Origin of the sequence: Stenotrophomonas sp. (assembly GCF_031995405.1) — a bacterium.
In the GTDB taxonomy this organism is placed as follows: domain Bacteria; phylum Pseudomonadota; class Gammaproteobacteria; order Xanthomonadales; family Xanthomonadaceae; genus Stenotrophomonas.
Window position 1 is genome coordinate 7,584 of the sequence record NZ_DAMAGC010000039.1, and the last position, 15,217, is coordinate 22,800.

The window sequence follows — 15,217 nt, forward strand, 5'->3', positions numbered from 1 at the left end:
CGTCAAGCGCAACGACGAGTTCAGCGTCAACATCGCGCTGATCTACCAGGGCGCGCCGGCATTCGGCGTGGTCCTGGCCCCGGTGACGGGCACCGTCTGGCACGCCATGCGTGGCGAACTGGCCTACCGCCGGCTGGGCATGCACGATTCGGTCCTGCGCGCCCGCACCCCGGCCACCGCCCCGCTCAAGGTCGCCGCCAGCCGCTCGCATCGCAGTGAGCAGACCCAGGCGCTGCTGGACCGGATGGGCGACATCGAGGTGATCGCGCAGGGCTCGTCGCTGAAGTTCTGCCGGCTCGCCGAAGGCACGCTGGACGTATATCCGCGTCTGGGGCCCACCTCCGAATGGGACACGGCCGCCGGTCAGTGCGTGCTACACGCCGCCGGTGGCGCGGTGCTGTCGGCCGCCACCGGCAAGCCGTTCCGCTACAACCGCCGCGAGAGCCTGTTGAACGGCGATTTCATCGCCCTGGGCGACACCCGCCTGCCCTGGCGGCAATGGCTGCCGGCCTGATCGCTGCAAAGGAGCATGGGATGACCGCGACTGCCGAACTGGACCGCCTGCTGGGCATCATGGCGCGGCTGCGCGATCCGCAGGGCGGCTGCCCGTGGGACCTGCAGCAGGATTTTGCCAGCATCGCCCCGTACACCATCGAGGAGGCCTACGAGGTCGCCGATGCGATCGACCGCGGCGACCTGGACGACCTCCAGGACGAGCTGGGCGACCTGCTGCTGCAGGTGGTGTTCCATGCGCAGATGGCCAGCGAGCAGGGCGCCTTCGGGTTTGCCGACGTGGCCCGCTCGATCAGCGACAAGCTGCAGCGCCGCCACCCGCACGTGTTCGCCCAGGTGCAGGTGGAGGGCGCCGAGGGCGTCAACGCCAACTGGGAAGCGATCAAGCGCGCCGAGCGCGCCGCCAGGGGCGACACCGATACCTCCGCACTGGCCGGCATTTCGCGCGGGCTGCCCGAATGGCAGCGGGCGATGAAGCTGCAGGCGCGCGCGGCGCGGGTCGGTTTCGACTGGCCCGGTCCGGCGCCGGTGATCGACAAGGTGCGCGAGGAACTGGATGAAGTCGCCGCCGAGTTCGCGCAGGGCGCGGTGGAGGACAACCAGGCGCGCCTGCAGGAAGAGCTGGGCGACCTGTTGTTCGTCTGTGCCAACCTTGCCCGTCATGCCAAGGTGGACGTGGGCGCCGCGCTGCGCCAGGCCAACCACAAGTTCGAGCGCCGCTTCCGCGCGATGGAAGCCAGGGCGGATGCGGCGGGGCAGTCGATGGCATCACTGGACTTGGACGCGCAGGAGGCCCTCTGGCAGCAGGCCAAGGCCGACGAAGCCAAGCCGTGAAGACGCTGCTGCTGTTCGTGTTCACTGCCGTAGCCGAAATCGTTGGCTGCTACCTGCCGTGGCTGTGGCTGCGCAAGGATGGGAGCGCGTGGCTGCTGCTGCCGGCCGCGGCCAGCCTGGCCCTGTTCGCCTGGCTGCTGACCCTGCACCCGGCCGCCAGCGGACGCGTGTATGCCGCCTACGGCGGGGTCTACATCGGCACCGCGCTGATGTGGCTGTGGCTGGTGGACGGCATCCGCCCCAGCCGCTGGGACCTGCTCGGCGTCGGCCTGTGCCTGGCCGGGATGGTGGTGATCATGTTCGCCCCGCGCCCTGCCTGAGAGAGGGGGAATGCCGGCCGTTGGCCGGCTACCCGGACGCCCTGCACAGCGGCATTACCGGGACGCACGCGCTATGCTGCGTGCATCCGGTTTCGCAGGGCGCGCCATGTCCCGCTTCGCCAGCTTCCGCGAGTTCTACCCGTTCTATCTGGACGAGCACCGCAACGCGGTCTCGCGACGGCTGCACTTTGTCGGCAGCTGCGGGGTGCTGCTGCTGGTCGCCTTCGCGATCGTGCGCGGACAACCGCTCTGGCTGCTCGCAGCGCTGGCCTGCGGCTACGGGTTTGCCTGGGTCGGGCACTTTTTCTTCGAGAAGAACCGGCCGGCCACCTTCAGGCATCCCTTCTATTCCTTCCTCGGCGACTGGGTGATGTTCCGGGACATCCTCCGTGGCCGGATCCGCTTGTAATGGCAGCCTAGCCATGCCCGGGCCCGGCCCGGCATCACAGGAGTGACGCGATGTTTCCGACCGTGCTGTTTTCGCTGGTGCTGGCCTTCGTGGCCGTGGTCATCCTGTTCAAGGCGGTACGGATGGTGCCGCAGGGATATGAGTGGACGGTGGAGCGCTTCGGGCGCTACACCCACACCATGTCGCCCGGCCTGCACTTCCTGATCCCGATCGTGTACGGGGTGGGGCGCAAGGTGAACATGATGGAGCAGGTGCTGGACGTGCCGGGCCAGGAGGTGATCACCAAGGACAACGCGGCGGTGCGCGTGGACGGGGTGGTGTTTTTCCAGGTGCTGGATGCGGCCAAGGCTGCCTACGAGGTGTCCGTGCTGGAGGTGGCGATGATCGCGCTGGTGCAGACCAATATCCGCACTGTGATCGGCTCGATGGACCTGGATGAATCGCTCAGCCAGCGTGAGGTGATCAACGCCAAGCTGCTGAACGTGGTGGATCATGCGACCAACCCGTGGGGCGTGAAGGTCAACCGGATCGAGATCCGCGACATCCAGCCGCCGCGCGACCTGCTCGATGCGATGGCGCGGCAGATGAAGGCCGAACGCGAGAAGCGGGCGCAGATCCTGGAGGCGGAGGGCTCGCGGCAGTCGGAGATCCTGCGTGCCGAAGGCGAGAAGCAGGCCACCGTGCTCGAGGCCGAGGGCCGCAAGGAGGCCGCGTTCCGCGATGCCGAGGCGCGCGAGCGCTCGGCCGAAGCCGAAGCCAATGCGACCCGGATGGTGTCCGAAGCCATCGCGCAGGGCGACGTGCAGGCGATCAATTACTTCATCGCGCAGAAGTACGTGGAGGCGTTCAAGGAACTGGCGACCTCGCCGAACCAGAAGCTGGTGCTGATGCCGATGGAGGCCAGCGGGGTGATCGGCTCGATCGCCGGCGTTGCCGAGCTGGCGCGCGAGGCGTTTGCCAAGCAGGAAGACAAGCGCACCACGCGCGGTGTGCCGCCGCGGGTCGGAGGCTGAGATGCGCTGGGAAGTCGTCGGCTGGGGCGCGCTCGCGCTGGTCCTGTTCGCGGCCGAAGCGCTGGCGCCGGGGGCCTTCATGTTGTGGATCGGGATCGGTGCGGCGGCGGTGTTCGTGCTGGTGGCGGTGTTCGCCGATATTCCGTTGCTGTGGCAGGTGGTGGCCTTCGTGCTGCTGTCGGTGGTGTCCATCCAGTGCTATCGGCGCTGGGGACGTTCGCATGCGCGGCAGAGCGATGCGCCGTTGTTGAACCGGCGCGCCGAGCAGTTGATCGGCCGGGTGGTGGTGATCGACCAGGACATCATCTCGGGCAAGGGCCGGGCCAAGATCGACGACGCGTTCTGGGTGGTGGCCGGCCCGGACCTGCCGGCCGGCAGCCAGGTGCGCGTGGTGGCGGTGGAGGGAATGACGCTGAAGGTGCAGCAGGTCTGACGCAACGCCGCAGGCGTTGTGAAGTCGGTTCTGGGATAATCGAGGTCTTGCCTTCATTCCCCCGGAAAAACGGTCATGACCCAGAAGACGCTTCTCAACGACACCCACCGCGCACTCGGCGCCAAGATGGTCGATTTCGGTGGCTGGGACATGCCCATCCACTACGGTTCGCAGCTGGACGAGCACCACCTGGTGCGCAGCGACGCCGGCATGTTCGACGTCAGCCACATGACCGTGGTGGATCTGCGCGGTGCGCAGGTCAAACCGTTCCTGCGCAGGCTGCTGGCCAACTCGGTGGACAAGCTGAAGGCGACCGGCAAGGCGCTGTATTCGTGCATGCTCAATCCGCGCGGCGGGGTCATCGACGACCTGATCGTGTACTACCTGGCCGACGATTTCTTCCGCATGGTGGTCAACGCCTCCACCCGCGAGAAGGACCTGGCCTGGATCCGCGAGCAGGCCGCCGCGTTCGACGTGGCCGTCACCGAGCGCGAAGACCTGGCCATCATCGCCGTGCAGGGGCCGACCGCGCGCGAGCGGGTGATCGGACTGGTGGGCGAGGGCGACCGCGCGGCGCTGGAGAAGCTGGGCCGTTTCGCCGCGCTCGAGGCGACTGCCAGCAGCGGCGCGCCGTTGTTCGTGGCGCGCACCGGCTACACCGGCGAAGACGGTTTCGAGATCCTGCTGCCGCAGGCCGACGTGGTCGCCTTCTGGAACGCGCTGGCCGCCGCCGGCGTGCGTCCGGCCGGGCTGGGCGCACGCGATACGCTGCGCCTGGAAGCGGGCATGAACCTGTATGGCCAGGACATGGACGAGGAGATCACCCCGTACGAGGCCGCGCTGGCCTGGACGGTGGCGCTCGACGAGGGCCGTGATTTCATCGGCCGCGACGTGCTGGAGGCGCAGAAGGCGGCCGGCGATGCGCGCCAGCTGATCGGCCTGGTGATGGACGAGAAGGGCGTGCTGCGCCATGGCCAGGCGGTGCTGACTGCCAGCGGCCAGGGCGAGATCCTGTCCGGCACGTTCTCCCCGACCCTGGGCAAGGGCATCGCGTTCGCGCGGGTGCCGGCCGGTGAACTGGGCCTGGTGCACGTGGACATCCGCGGCAAGCAGGTGCCGGTGCGCGTGGTGAAGTTCCCGTTCGTGCGCGAGGGCCAGGCCCAACCCGGCGTGCTGGCCGACGCCTGATGTTTTTGACGGCGCCGACCTGTCAGCGGTCGGCGCCGATGGTTACACTACCCCCGTTTCTTGACCCCTGATATTCCTCGGAGCAGTCCCATGAGCGAGATCCCCGGCGACCTCAAATTCCTCAAGTCCCATGAGTGGGCACGTGTCGAAGGCAACGGCCGCGTCACCATCGGTATTTCCGACCATGCCCAGGGCCTGCTCGGTGACCTGGTCTACGTCGAACTGCCGGCGGTGGGCGACGAAGTGAAGGCGGGCCAGCAGGCGGCCGTGGTCGAGTCGGTCAAGGCCGCCTCGGACGTCTACAGCCCGGTCACCGGCACCGTTGTCGAAGTGAACGAAGCGCTGTCGGACAAGCCGGAAACCATCAACGAAGATGCCTACGGCGAAGGCTGGATCTACGTGGTGGAGTTCTCGGCCAACGACGAGTTGAACGAGCTGCTGGGTCCGGACGAGTACGCCGAGCTGCTGGAAAACGACGAGCATTGATCGTCGCCTGATCGAAGAAACGGCCGCCCGGTGCGGCCGTTTTTTTTTGCCCGCGCGGCCGCGCCGGTGGGTGTCGTTGGAAAGCCACGCGACGTCTGGAATCGACGTCGACGGCGCTGCCGTTATGTATGCGTGATGAAAAACCGGTGCGTGCGCATGCCGCGGATGATCCGGCAGGGACTCATGCGGAACGGTTGGGTCGACGTCGGCGTTGGTCATGAGGGTGCCTTCGGGTGTCGTCGCACGCGCGTCGGGAACCGTCGCGATGGTCGTACGCGGTGCGCGCGACGCATCCGATCGGTGCGAACCGAACGGCCGCGACGGTCTGAAAGTTTGCGCATTTGCGCAAATCCGGTGGCAAAAAGCGATCGCGGATGTGAAAAGTTTTCGCGTCCGTTTGGGTGCTGTGTGGGTAGGCGTCCGGGCGTGGGTGGATGCGCGCGCGGGCAGGGCGGTGCGCATGCACTACGCGCGTGCTGAAAATACGAAAGTGCTTCTTTTAAGCGGTTTTCTTTTCGCATGCACGGCGCGACCCATGTCGATGCGGTGCGTGTGGCGTGGCATTGCGTGCCGTTGGCGGTGTTTGTAGTGGGGGTGGCGAGGCCGTCGCGGGGACGCTCCATGTGAAAATTTTTCGTCCGGGTTGTTGACAGTGAAAAAAACCGTGATTAGGTTTCGCCACAGCAGACCTTGCTGCGAACAGAGTGAGCAGAATCGACATCCAGTCGCGAAGCACAACCTGGACATCCACCTCGCGTCAGAAGACGGTGGAGATGGCGTCGCTTCCCCCGGCGAACTCCAAGGCCCCTTCCCATTCGATACCTGCCCGGCCACCTGCGGTGGGTATCCCCGTATCCGTCACGACGCGCTTGACGCGACGGCGGTCCCCGCGATGTCGAACTGCGGGTTTGCTTTACCTGGGCGTTTCCACTCCATAGATCACTGACGAGGAGCCATCCCATGGCAACCAAGAAAGCTGCGAAGAAAAAGCCGGCCGCCAAAAAGGCCGTCAAGAAGGTAGCCAAGAAAGCCGCTGCCAAGAAGGCCGTCAAGAAGGTAGCCAAGAAGGCCGCTGCCAAGAAGACGGTGAAGAAGGCAGCCAAGAAGGCAACCGCCCGCAAGGCAGTGAAGAAGACGGCGAAGAAGGCAGTCCGCAAGGTCGCCAAGAAGGCCGCCGCCAAGAAGGCAGTGAAGAAGACGGCGAAGAAGGCGACCCGCAAGGTAGCCAAGAAGTCCGCCGCCAAGAAGACGGCGAAGAAGGCCGTCCGCAAGGTAGCCAAGAAGGCCACGGCCAAGAAGGCAACCAAGAAGACTGCCAAGAAAGCGGCCAAGAAAACCGCCAAGAAGGCCGTTCGCAAGGTAGCCAAGAAGGCCACCGCGAAGAAGGCCACCGCACGCAAGGCGCCGGCCAAGAAGGCGTCCGCCAAGAAAGCGGTGAAGAAGGTTGCAAAGCGCAAGCCGGCCGTTCGCAAGAAGAAGGCCGCTCCGGTCGCCCTGCCGGCAACCCCGGCACCGCTGATCTAAGTCGTTCCCGATAGCCGTACCTGAAACCCCCTTCCCTGGCAGCCCAGCGGGGAGGGGGTTTTTTTATGGGCGGCATGTTCGTGCTCCTTGCGCGCGCGGCGTTGCGATCGCCACCCGATACCCGCCCCACAGCTCCCCGGTTGCAGACGCACAGCGTCTGGTAGAGCCGAGCCACGCTCGGCTGCCGTTGCGCGGTTGCCGTTGCGGTTGCGGTTGCGGTTGCGGTTGCTGTTGCCGTTGCCCTTGCCGTCGCCGTTGCCGTTGCCGTTGCGGTTTGCCTCGGCCTTGCCTTTACCGCCGCTGCGCCGCGCCTTACCGCCCTGCGCCGAGCTGCATGCGGCAATCGCCGACGAACGGGTCGCCGCCGTGCGCAGCCACCCATGGGGTGGCTCTACCAACGCCCGACGCTGCGTGCGGCAATCGCCGACGAAGGGGCGCCCCGCCGTGCGCAGCCACCCATGGGGGGGCTCTACCTGCGCCCGACGCTGCGTGCGGCAATCGCCGACAAAGGGGCGCCCGCCGTGCGCAGCCACCCATGGGGTGGCTCTACCTGTCGTCTGGCGGATCGTTCGGCCACAAAAAAGGCGGCCGGGCGGCCGCCTTGCTCGCTTCACGCCACCGCCGCGATCAACGCGGCGAGGCGACCGCGCGGTTGGAAGAGACACCCTTGCGCTTGGTCGCCGGTGCGGCGTCCTCGGCCATCAGATTGTCGCTGCCGAAATCGGTGTCCACGTCCAGCCAGCGCTGGGTCGGCAGGCCGATGGCCTGGTCCAGGATGGTCGGCAGCAGGCCGCTGGGCAGGCTGCTCTCGCCGTTCCAGAGGATGGCGATGCCAAGGTCGCGTTCGGGTACCAGTGCGACCAGGCCGCGATAACCCTGCACGGCGCCGGCGTGGAAGACCACTTCATGGCCGGCGTAATCGAAGTTGCGCCAGCCCAGTGCGTAACCGGCCGAATGCAGGCGTTCGCGGCGCCAGCCCGAGCGCATTTCGCCAGGGGTGTTGATCAGCGTCGAGTGCAGGGTGGCCAGGAGCGGCGCAGGCAGCACGTCGGGGCGGTGGCCGGTATGCGCCAGCAGCCACTGCGCCATGTCGCTGGCGCTGGCATTGACGCCCGCCGCAGGGGCCAGACGGTAGTAGGTCGGCTTGGGGTTCAGCGATACCCAGCCGTTGCGGCTGCGCACGTGCGGGCGTGCCCAGCGCGAGCTGGCCTGGATGCCGGCAAGGCCGAGGCTCGCATCGTCCATGCCCAACGGCTTGAACAGGCGGCGTTCGACGGACTGTTCGTAGAAGCTGCCGGAGGCGGCGTAGACCACGTCGCCGATCAGGCTGAAGGCCACGTTCTGGTAGGCATAGCAATCGCCCGGCAGGCACTTGAGCGAGGTCGAGGCCAGCTTGTGGGTCAGCGTGTAGTACTCGGCGTTGCCTTCCACGTCGCGGTCGTAGGCGTTGTAGGGCAGACCGACGCGGTGGCTGAGCAGGTCGGCCACGGTCAGGCGGTCGGTGGCTTCGGGCGTGCTCAGCTGGAAGCCGGGCACGTAGTCGGTGACCTTGCTGTCCCAGCGCAGCGTGCCGTCGTTGACCAGCAGGCCGGCCATGGTGCCGGCGAAGGCCTTGGACAACGAGGCCAGGCGGAACACGGTGTGCGCGTCGACCTGCTGCGGATTGTTGACGTCGGTGACGCCATAGCCGCGCGCGCTGAGCACGCGACCGCCCTGGACGATGGCCACCGCCATGCCGGGAACACGCTCGCCGTAGGTGAGCTGCTGGGCCATCGATTCGATCGCGGCGACGTTGAAGCCCTGCGCCGGCGGCAGTACCTTCGGGTTCGCCTCCGTGGCGCGGTAGGCGGCCGGTTGGGTGTGCGGAATCGCCGCGGCGTTCTCGATGTTGACGGGGAACGCGGGGGTCTGGGCAGTGGAAGACATTGCGATGGGCATCAACATGCCCAGCAACCCGGTGGCCGCCGAACGGATCGGTCGGCGCCTGCTGTTCTGATTCATCGTGTAGGGCCCGTGCGCAACTGCTGTGACCGATTCTAGCGCCGCTTTTCGTGATTGCACAAACGAAGCGAAGATGAATGCGTATCTGGTTGAAAAGGCGCGGTTTTTGCATCAACCGGTCACGTCCCGGCGGCCGGTTTCAGCGCAGCCCTGTTCAGCTTCTGGCCGCATCCTGCAGGATCCACTGCGCGGCGCGCTCGGCCAGCATGATGGTGGGGGCGTTGGTGTTGCCGCTGACCAGGGTCGGCATCACCGACGCATCCACCACCCGCAGCCGGCGCAGGCCGCGTACGCGCAGCTGTGGATCGACCACCGCGTCGGCGTGGGTGCCCATCGCGCAGGTGCCGACCGGGTGGTAGATGGTCTCGGCCTTGGCGCGGATGAAGGCGGTCAGGGCTGCCTCGTCCAGGTCCTGCCGGGGCGGAAAGATCGGTGCGCCGCGCCAGCGGTCGAAGGCCGGTTGGCGCAGGATCGCCGCGGACATGCGCACGCACTCCTTCATCATCGCCAGGTCGGCGCCGTCGGCATCGCTGAGATAGTTGGCTTCGATCCGTGGCGCGGAGGCCGCGTCGGCATCGCGCAGCAGGATCCGGCCGCGGCTGCGCGGATGCAGTGCGCAGGCATGCAGGGTGTAGCCATCGCCGGGGAGGCGGTGGCGGCCGTGGTTGTCCAGCATGGCCGGCACGAAGTGGAACTGCACGTCGGCGCGCGCGTCGGTGGCCAGGATCGAGCGTGCGAAGCCGCCGGCCTCGGCGATGTTGCTGCTGCCGGCCCCACGATGGCCGCGCAGGAAATAGTCGAAGGCGATGCGCGCCTGGTTGCTGCGGTCATAGCTCACCCCGGGCTCGGTGTGCACCAGCGTGCAGATGTCCAGATGGTCCTGCAGGTTGCCGCCGACCCCGGGCAGGTTGGCGCGCACGCTGATGCCATGCCTGCGCAGCGGCGTGGCCGCGCCGATCCCGGACAACATCAGCAGCTGGGGTGAATGGATCGCGCCGGCACTGAGGATCACCTCGCCGCTGGCGGCGGCATGCCGATGCTGGCGGCCCTGGCGGAAGAACACCCCGTTGGCGGTGTCGCCGCTGAAGCTCAGTGCGGTGGCATGCGCGCCGGTAAGCACGGTGAGGTTGCGCCGAGTGCGCGCGGGGCGCAGGTAGGCGGTCGCGGTGGAACACCGGGCACCGTCGCGCTGGGTGACCTGGTACAGGCCCACACCGAGCTGCGCGGCGCCGTTGAAGTCCTCGTTGCGTGCGTGCCCGGCCTGCACGGCCGCATCGAGGAAGGCGGCCGAGAGGGGGTTGTGGTGGCGCAGGTCGGACACCGACAGCGGCCCGGCGTCGCCATGCAGCGTGCCGCCGCCGCGGCTGTTGGATTCGCTGTGCAGGAACCACGGCAGCACCTGTGCCCATTCCCAGCCACTGGCACCGGCGGCGGCCCAGCCGTCGTAGTCGGCGGGCACTCCGCGCACGTAGCACATCGCGTTGATCGAACTGGAGCCGCCCAGCACCTTGCCGCGCGGCCACCACAGCCGGCGTCCGTCCAGTGTCGGCTCGGTTTCGGTTTCCAGGTTCCAGTTGATGCGCCGGTTGTTGACCAGGCGGGCCAGCCCGGCCGGCATGTGGATGAACGGGTTGCGGTCGCGCGGCCCGGCCTCCAGCAGCAGCACCCGGCAGCCTGGATCGGCACTGAGGCGGTTGGCCAGCACGCAGCCGGCCGACCCGGCCCCCACGATGATGTAGTCGTACATGCCTGCCCTCGAATACGGACCGCTCCCCAACGGTGCCCTGCGAGCATAGGGCAGGGCAGCCGGTAGCGGGGACGGGATGACCGCCACGCTGCGTTGCGCGCATGGCCCTGCCGGAGACTGGCGATGTTGCGGTGCATCGTTTACCTTGCGCGCTCTGCTGCCTGGAGTTGCCACGATGCCGCCTTTGTCACGCCGCCCGAACCGGGAGTGGGTGCGATGAGCGCTGCAGCACCGGCACCGGTGCGTTCGGGGCTGCGCGGGGCGCTGCGGCAATCCCCGCCCCTGATCTGGGCGTGCCTGTACTTCTTCTGCCTGCTCAGCGGCTACTACGTGCTGCGCCCGGTGCGCGAGGCGATGGCCGCTTCATCCGACCTGCAGGCGGTGTTCCCGCCGGTGCTGATCAACTGGTTCAGCGCGCATGGCATCGCGCTGCAGGACTTCGTGCTGCAGGCACTGTTCACGTGCGTGTTCCTGATCATGCTGGTGCTGCAGCCGCTGTACGGCGCGGTGGTCAGCCGCTACCCGCGCCGGGTGTTCCTGCCGGCGGTGTACGGATTCTTCATCGTCTCCCTGTTGGGCTTCTATCTGCTGTTCGACAGTGGCGTGCCCGGGCGTGGCATGGCGTTCTTCTTCTGGGCCGCGGTGTTCAACCTGTTTGCGGTCGCGGTGTTCTGGAGCTTCATGGCCGACGTGTTCTCCAACACGCAGGCGCGCGCGGTGTACGGCTACATCGGTGCGGCCGGCACCCTCGGTGCCTTCCTCGGCCCGATCATCACCTCGGCGCTGGTGCAGCGGGTCGGCATTGCCAACCTGATGCTGGTCTCGGCGGGATTCCTCACCGCCTGCCTGGGGTGCATCTGGCGGCTGCGGTTATGGGCCGTGGCGCGTGAGCAGGAACAACAGCTGGCCTCCGGCGAGACCCCGATGGGCGGCAGCGTGCTCGACGGCCTGAAACTGATCGCGCGCGAGCCGCTGCTGCGCTGGCTGGCGGTGCTGGTGCTGTTCGGGGTGGGCATCGGCACGCTGCTGTACAACGAGCAGGCCTCGATCGTGCGCCGCCTCTACACCGACCCGGCGGCCAGCACCGCGTTCTTCTCGCGGGTGGACCTGGCGGTCAATGCGTTGACCCTGATCCTGCAGCTGGGCCTGACCCGCTGGCTGCTGTCGCGCCATGGCATCGCGCCGGCGCTGTTGATCCCGGGCTTTGCAATCATCATCGGCTTCTCGGTGCTGGCGGCCTCGCCGTTGCCGATGCTGGTGGCGCTGGTGCAGATCATGACCCGCGCCAGCGAATTCTCGCTGGCCAAGCCTGCACGCGAGACGATCTTCACCCGTGTGGACCGCCAGTGGCGCTACAAGGCCGGCGCGGCGATCGACACCGTGGTGTACCGCGGTGCGGACCTGACGTTCGCCTGGGTGCACAAGGGGCTGTCGCTGTTCGGGTCGCATGCGGTGTTCGCCGGTGGGCTGGTGGTGGCCGGAATCATGACCACGGCCGCGTTCGGGTTGCTGCACGAGGAAAAGAAGCTGCCGGCCGAGCGGCCGGAGTAAGCTCTTCGCATCCCATCGAGGCCTGCCCATGTACTGGACCGCACTGACCCTGACCCTGCTGGTCGCCCTGCTGCACGTGTACTTTCTCGTGCTGGAGATGTTCCTGTGGACCCGGCCGCTCGGCCTCAAGACGTTCCGCAACACGCCGGAGAAGGCCGAGACCACCCGCGTGCTGGCCGCCAACCAGGGCCTGTACAACGGCTTCCTGGCCGCCGGTCTGTTCTGGGGCGTGTTCGACCACCTGCCGATGCTGGTCAACTTCATGCTGGGTTGCGTGATCGTGGCCGGCTGCTACGGCGCCTACAGCGTCAACAAGCGCATCTTCTTCATCCAGGCCGTGCCGGCAATCCTGGCGGTGGCTGCGTGGTCGATGGTGCCGGCCTGAACCGGCGTAGAGCCACCCCATGGGTGGCTGCGCGATAACGATCAGCGCTTGGCCTGCAGCATTACCGATACCGGGCTGCACGCATCGAACACGGTGATGCATGCCTCGTCGTGCGCGCAAGTCGGACTCGCGGACCCCTACCCACCCTTTGACAGTGTGCGGGTGCGCAGCGAAAGCGCGACATCGTTCTACGCGCTGCTCTGAGACTGCGCTTCCATGGCCACCAGCCAACTGTCTAGGGTGGGGGTGTGCGGGTTTGCGGGACCGTCGTGCGCCATGGATGGCGCACGCGAGCTTACAGGGACGTACTTGCAGCGTGTCCCGCAAACCCGCACACCCCCGCCCAGCGCACAGGCGTGCAGATTGGGCTTGTCCGTCTACTTGGACAAAGCAAAGCGACAAAAAAAAACGGCGGACCGAAGTCCGCCGTTTTCGTTTACGCAGCTGCCTGGATCACGCCGCTTCCTGCGACTGCTGATCCTTGCGTTCGCGGTCGTAATACCCGGCCGAACGCAGCTCGTGCGGATCGAAATCGTCCACGGTGATGGTCTCCAGCGTCAGCGTGCGCAGCTCTTCCAGCAGCGTGCGCTCGTCCTGGGTGATCACACCCTCGGCCACGGCTTCGTCCAGCTGGGAGTGGAAGTCCAGCGCCTCGATACCCTTGGTCTTGACCGCCTTGATGAACTTGCGCTCGACCGGCTCGGCCATGATCGCCTTGGACAGGTAGCTGTTGATACGGCCACCCGGGTTGTTCTCGCACGGGGTCAGGAACACACCGCTGGCCAGACGATCACGCGCTTCGTTGGGCGCCATCAGCAGCGCGGCCACGCGGTGACCCAGACGGTCGCCGGGTGCCTCGGCACGACGGCCGAACGGGAAGATCAGCAGCCACATCAGCCAGCCGATCGGACGGATCGGGAAGTTGCGCAGGGCGCCCGACAGCGACTCTTCGATCTTGTGCACGCTGTCATGGAAGGCCCAGGCCAGCAGCGGCTGGTCCGCCGCCGGTGCGCCTTCGTCGTGGTAACGCTTGAGCATCGCGCTGGTCATGTAGATATGGCTCAGCACATCGCCCAGCCGACCGGACAGCGATTCCTTGAACTTCAGCTTGCCGCCCAGCGTCATCATCGAGATGTCGGCCATCAGCGCCAGGTTGGCCGAATAGCGGTCCAGCTTGCGGAAGTAACGGCGGGTGTAGGCATCGCCCGGGGCGGCACCGATGCGCGCACCGGTCAGGCCGAACCAGAACGAACGCACGGCGTTGGAAATGCCGAAGCGGATGTGACCGAACAGGCTGCGGTCGAATTCCTGCAGGCCGGCCCTGGTGTCCGGATCCTGCGCGGCCTTCATTTCCTTCAGCACCCACGGGTGGCAGAGGATCGCACCCTGGCCGAAGATCAGCAGGCTGCGGGTCATGATGTTGGCACCCTCCACCGTGATCGCGATCGGCGCGGCCTGCCAGCTGCGGCCGGCGAAGTTGCGCGGCCCCAGGATGATGCCCTTGCCGCCGATCACATCCATCATGTCCGAGATCACTTCACGGCTCATGGTGGTGCAGTGGTACTTGGCGATCGCCGACGGCACCGACGGCACATCGCCGCGATCAACCGCAGCAGCGGTGGCCTGGCACAGCGCGCTGATCGCGTAGGCCTTGCCACCGATGCGGGCCAGTGCTTCTTCCACGCCTTCGAAGCGACCGACCGACAGGCCGAACTGCTTGCGGATGCGTGCATAGGCACCGGTCACCACGGCACCGGCCTTGGCACCGCCACTGGCGGTGGAGGGCAGGGTGATCGAGCGGCCCACGGCCAGGCACTCGTTGAGCATGTTCCAGCCCTTGCCGGCCTTCTCAGCACCGCCGATCAGCTGGGTCAGCGGAATGAACACGTCCTTGCCGCGGATCGGACCGTTCTGGAAGGTCGAGTTGAGCGGGAAGTGGCGGCGGCCGATTTCCACGCCGGCCGTCTCACGCGGCAGCAGCGCCAGGGTGATGCCGATATCGCGGGTGGTGCCGATCAACCCGTCCGGGTCGTACATGCGGAAGGCCAGGCCGATCAGCGTGGCCACCGGGGCCAGGGTGATGTAGCGCTTGTCGAAGGTCAGCTTGACGCCGAGCACCTGCTCGCCGTTCCACTCGCCCTTGCAGACGATGCCGTAATCCGGGATCGAGGTGGCGTCCGAACCGGCGAACGGACCGGTCAGGCCGAAACAGGGTACTTCGCGGCCATCGGCCAGGCGCGGCAGGTACTGGTCCTTCTGCGCCTGGGTGCCGTAGTGGTTGAGCAGTTCGCCCGGGCCGAGCGAGTTGGGCACGCCGACGGTGGAGCTGACCACGCTCGACACCGAGGCCAGCTTCTGGATCACCTTGTGGTGGGCCAGCGCGCTGAAGCCCAGGCCGCCGTATTCCTTCGGGATGATCATGCCGAAGAACTTGTTCTTCTTGATGAAGCTCCACAGTTCCGGCGGCAGGTCGGCATAGACGTGGGTGATTTCCCAGTCATTGACCATTTTGCACAGCTCTTCGACCGGACCATCCAGGAAGGCCTGTTCCTCGGCGGTGAGCTGCGGCTTGGGGTAGTTCAGCAGGATGTTCCAGTCCGGATCGCCGGTGAACAGCTGGCCTTCGAAACCGACCGAGCCGGTTTCCAAGGCGATGCGCTCGGTCTGCGACAGCGGCGGCAGCACCTTGCGGAACACCTTCATCATCGGGGCGGTCAGCAGCGGCTTGCGGATGAAGGGCAGCAGCAGCGGCACGGCGATGACCGCGACGATGGCGGCGGCCACGATGGTGGCGGTCTGGTTGACGTAGGGGA

At 66.9% G+C, this 15,217-nt stretch carries 13 protein-coding genes and 1 pseudogene; 10 read left to right on the plus strand and 4 right to left on the minus strand.

What is annotated here, in order from left to right:
- The 8 genes from RTO53_RS09245 to gcvH form a co-directional block, all read left to right on the plus strand.
- Positions 1 to 514, plus strand: a 514-nt coding sequence (locus RTO53_RS09245; protein ID WP_312237513.1) for an inositol monophosphatase family protein, incomplete at its 5' end; no start/stop codon positions are given.
- Positions 515 to 534: 20 nt separating this feature from the next.
- Positions 535 to 1,347, plus strand: a complete 813-nt coding sequence (mazG, locus tag RTO53_RS09250; RefSeq protein WP_312237514.1) for a nucleoside triphosphate pyrophosphohydrolase — start codon at positions 535 to 537, stop codon at positions 1,345 to 1,347.
- A complete protein-coding gene (locus tag RTO53_RS09255; RefSeq protein ID WP_312237515.1) occupies positions 1,344 to 1,667 on the plus strand; it encodes a YnfA family protein in 324 nt (107 codons plus the stop codon). Before mazG ends, RTO53_RS09255 begins: the two co-directional genes overlap by 4 nt.
- A 106-nt stretch (positions 1,668 to 1,773) precedes the next feature.
- The gene (locus tag RTO53_RS09260; RefSeq protein ID WP_312237516.1) at positions 1,774 to 2,076 is read left to right on the plus strand and encodes a DUF962 domain-containing protein; all 303 of its coding nucleotides are present in this window, start codon (positions 1,774 to 1,776) and stop codon (positions 2,074 to 2,076) included.
- 50 nt (positions 2,077 to 2,126) lie between these two features.
- Complete coding sequence (locus RTO53_RS09265; protein ID WP_312237517.1) at positions 2,127 to 3,089, plus strand: SPFH domain-containing protein; 963 nt, start codon at positions 2,127 to 2,129, stop codon at positions 3,087 to 3,089.
- A 1-nt stretch (position 3,090) separates the two neighbouring features.
- Positions 3,091 to 3,522, plus strand: a complete 432-nt coding sequence (locus RTO53_RS09270; RefSeq protein WP_312237518.1) for an NfeD family protein — start codon at positions 3,091 to 3,093, stop codon at positions 3,520 to 3,522.
- A 75-nt stretch (positions 3,523 to 3,597) separates the two neighbouring features.
- Positions 3,598 to 4,710 (plus strand): glycine cleavage system aminomethyltransferase GcvT, encoded by a 1,113-nt coding sequence (gcvT, locus tag RTO53_RS09275; protein WP_312237519.1) that lies wholly within the window; start codon positions 3,598 to 3,600, stop codon positions 4,708 to 4,710.
- A gap of 90 nt (positions 4,711 to 4,800) precedes the next feature.
- Positions 4,801 to 5,196 carry a glycine cleavage system protein GcvH gene (gene gcvH / locus RTO53_RS09280; protein ID WP_312237520.1) on the plus strand — a complete coding sequence of 132 codons (396 nt, stop codon included), beginning with the start codon at positions 4,801 to 4,803 and terminating at the stop codon, positions 5,194 to 5,196.
- Between the two features lie 959 nt (positions 5,197 to 6,155).
- Here gcvH and RTO53_RS09285 read toward each other — a convergent pair.
- From RTO53_RS09285 to RTO53_RS09295, 3 genes and pseudogenes are all read right to left on the minus strand, one after another.
- Positions 6,156 to 6,668 (minus strand): annotated as a pseudogene (locus tag RTO53_RS09285) (hypothetical protein); the annotation flags it as partial.
- Positions 6,669 to 7,347: 679 nt separating this feature from the next.
- Positions 7,348 to 8,721, minus strand: a complete 1,374-nt coding sequence (locus tag RTO53_RS09290) for a serine hydrolase domain-containing protein (RefSeq protein ID WP_312237521.1) — start codon at positions 8,719 to 8,721, stop codon at positions 7,348 to 7,350.
- 154 nt (positions 8,722 to 8,875) lie between these two features.
- Entirely contained in the window at positions 8,876 to 10,468 is a 1,593-nt protein-coding gene (locus tag RTO53_RS09295) for a choline dehydrogenase (protein ID WP_312237522.1), read from the minus strand.
- 216 nt (positions 10,469 to 10,684) lie between these two features.
- On the opposite strand from RTO53_RS09295, the gene RTO53_RS09300 reads away from it, so the two are divergent.
- Positions 10,685 to 12,019 (plus strand): MFS transporter, encoded by a 1,335-nt coding sequence (locus tag RTO53_RS09300; RefSeq protein ID WP_312237523.1) that lies wholly within the window; start codon positions 10,685 to 10,687, stop codon positions 12,017 to 12,019.
- A 28-nt stretch (positions 12,020 to 12,047) separates the two neighbouring features.
- Positions 12,048 to 12,404: a DUF1304 domain-containing protein gene (locus RTO53_RS09305; RefSeq protein ID WP_312237524.1), complete on the plus strand. Its 357-nt coding sequence runs from the start codon at positions 12,048 to 12,050 to the stop codon at positions 12,402 to 12,404.
- A gap of 453 nt (positions 12,405 to 12,857) precedes the next feature.
- Here the strand turns inward: RTO53_RS09305 and RTO53_RS09310 are convergent.
- Positions 12,858 to 15,217: acyl-CoA dehydrogenase (locus tag RTO53_RS09310; protein ID WP_312237525.1), on the minus strand; the 2,360-nt coding region annotated here is incomplete at its 5' end.

Excerpts from the sequence above, each read along its gene's own strand:
- gcvH (WP_312237520.1), top strand. The coding sequence starts at position 4,801 with ATGAGCGAGATCCCCGGCGACCTCAAATTCCTCAAGTCCCATGAGTGG.
- RTO53_RS09290 (WP_312237521.1), bottom strand. The coding sequence starts at position 8,721 with ATGAATCAGAACAGCAGGCGCCGACCGATCCGTTCGGCGGCCACCGGG.
- gcvT (WP_312237519.1), top strand. The coding sequence starts at position 3,598 with ATGACCCAGAAGACGCTTCTCAACGACACCCACCGCGCACTCGGCGCC.
- RTO53_RS09295 (WP_312237522.1), bottom strand. The coding sequence starts at position 10,468 with ATGTACGACTACATCATCGTGGGGGCCGGGTCGGCCGGCTGCGTGCTG.
- RTO53_RS09270 (WP_312237518.1), top strand. The coding sequence starts at position 3,091 with ATGCGCTGGGAAGTCGTCGGCTGGGGCGCGCTCGCGCTGGTCCTGTTC.
- RTO53_RS09260 (WP_312237516.1), top strand. The coding sequence starts at position 1,774 with ATGTCCCGCTTCGCCAGCTTCCGCGAGTTCTACCCGTTCTATCTGGAC.
- RTO53_RS09305 (WP_312237524.1), top strand. The coding sequence starts at position 12,048 with ATGTACTGGACCGCACTGACCCTGACCCTGCTGGTCGCCCTGCTGCAC.
- RTO53_RS09265 (WP_312237517.1), top strand. The coding sequence starts at position 2,127 with ATGTTTCCGACCGTGCTGTTTTCGCTGGTGCTGGCCTTCGTGGCCGTG.
- mazG (WP_312237514.1), top strand. The coding sequence starts at position 535 with ATGACCGCGACTGCCGAACTGGACCGCCTGCTGGGCATCATGGCGCGG.
- RTO53_RS09300 (WP_312237523.1), top strand. The coding sequence starts at position 10,685 with ATGAGCGCTGCAGCACCGGCACCGGTGCGTTCGGGGCTGCGCGGGGCG.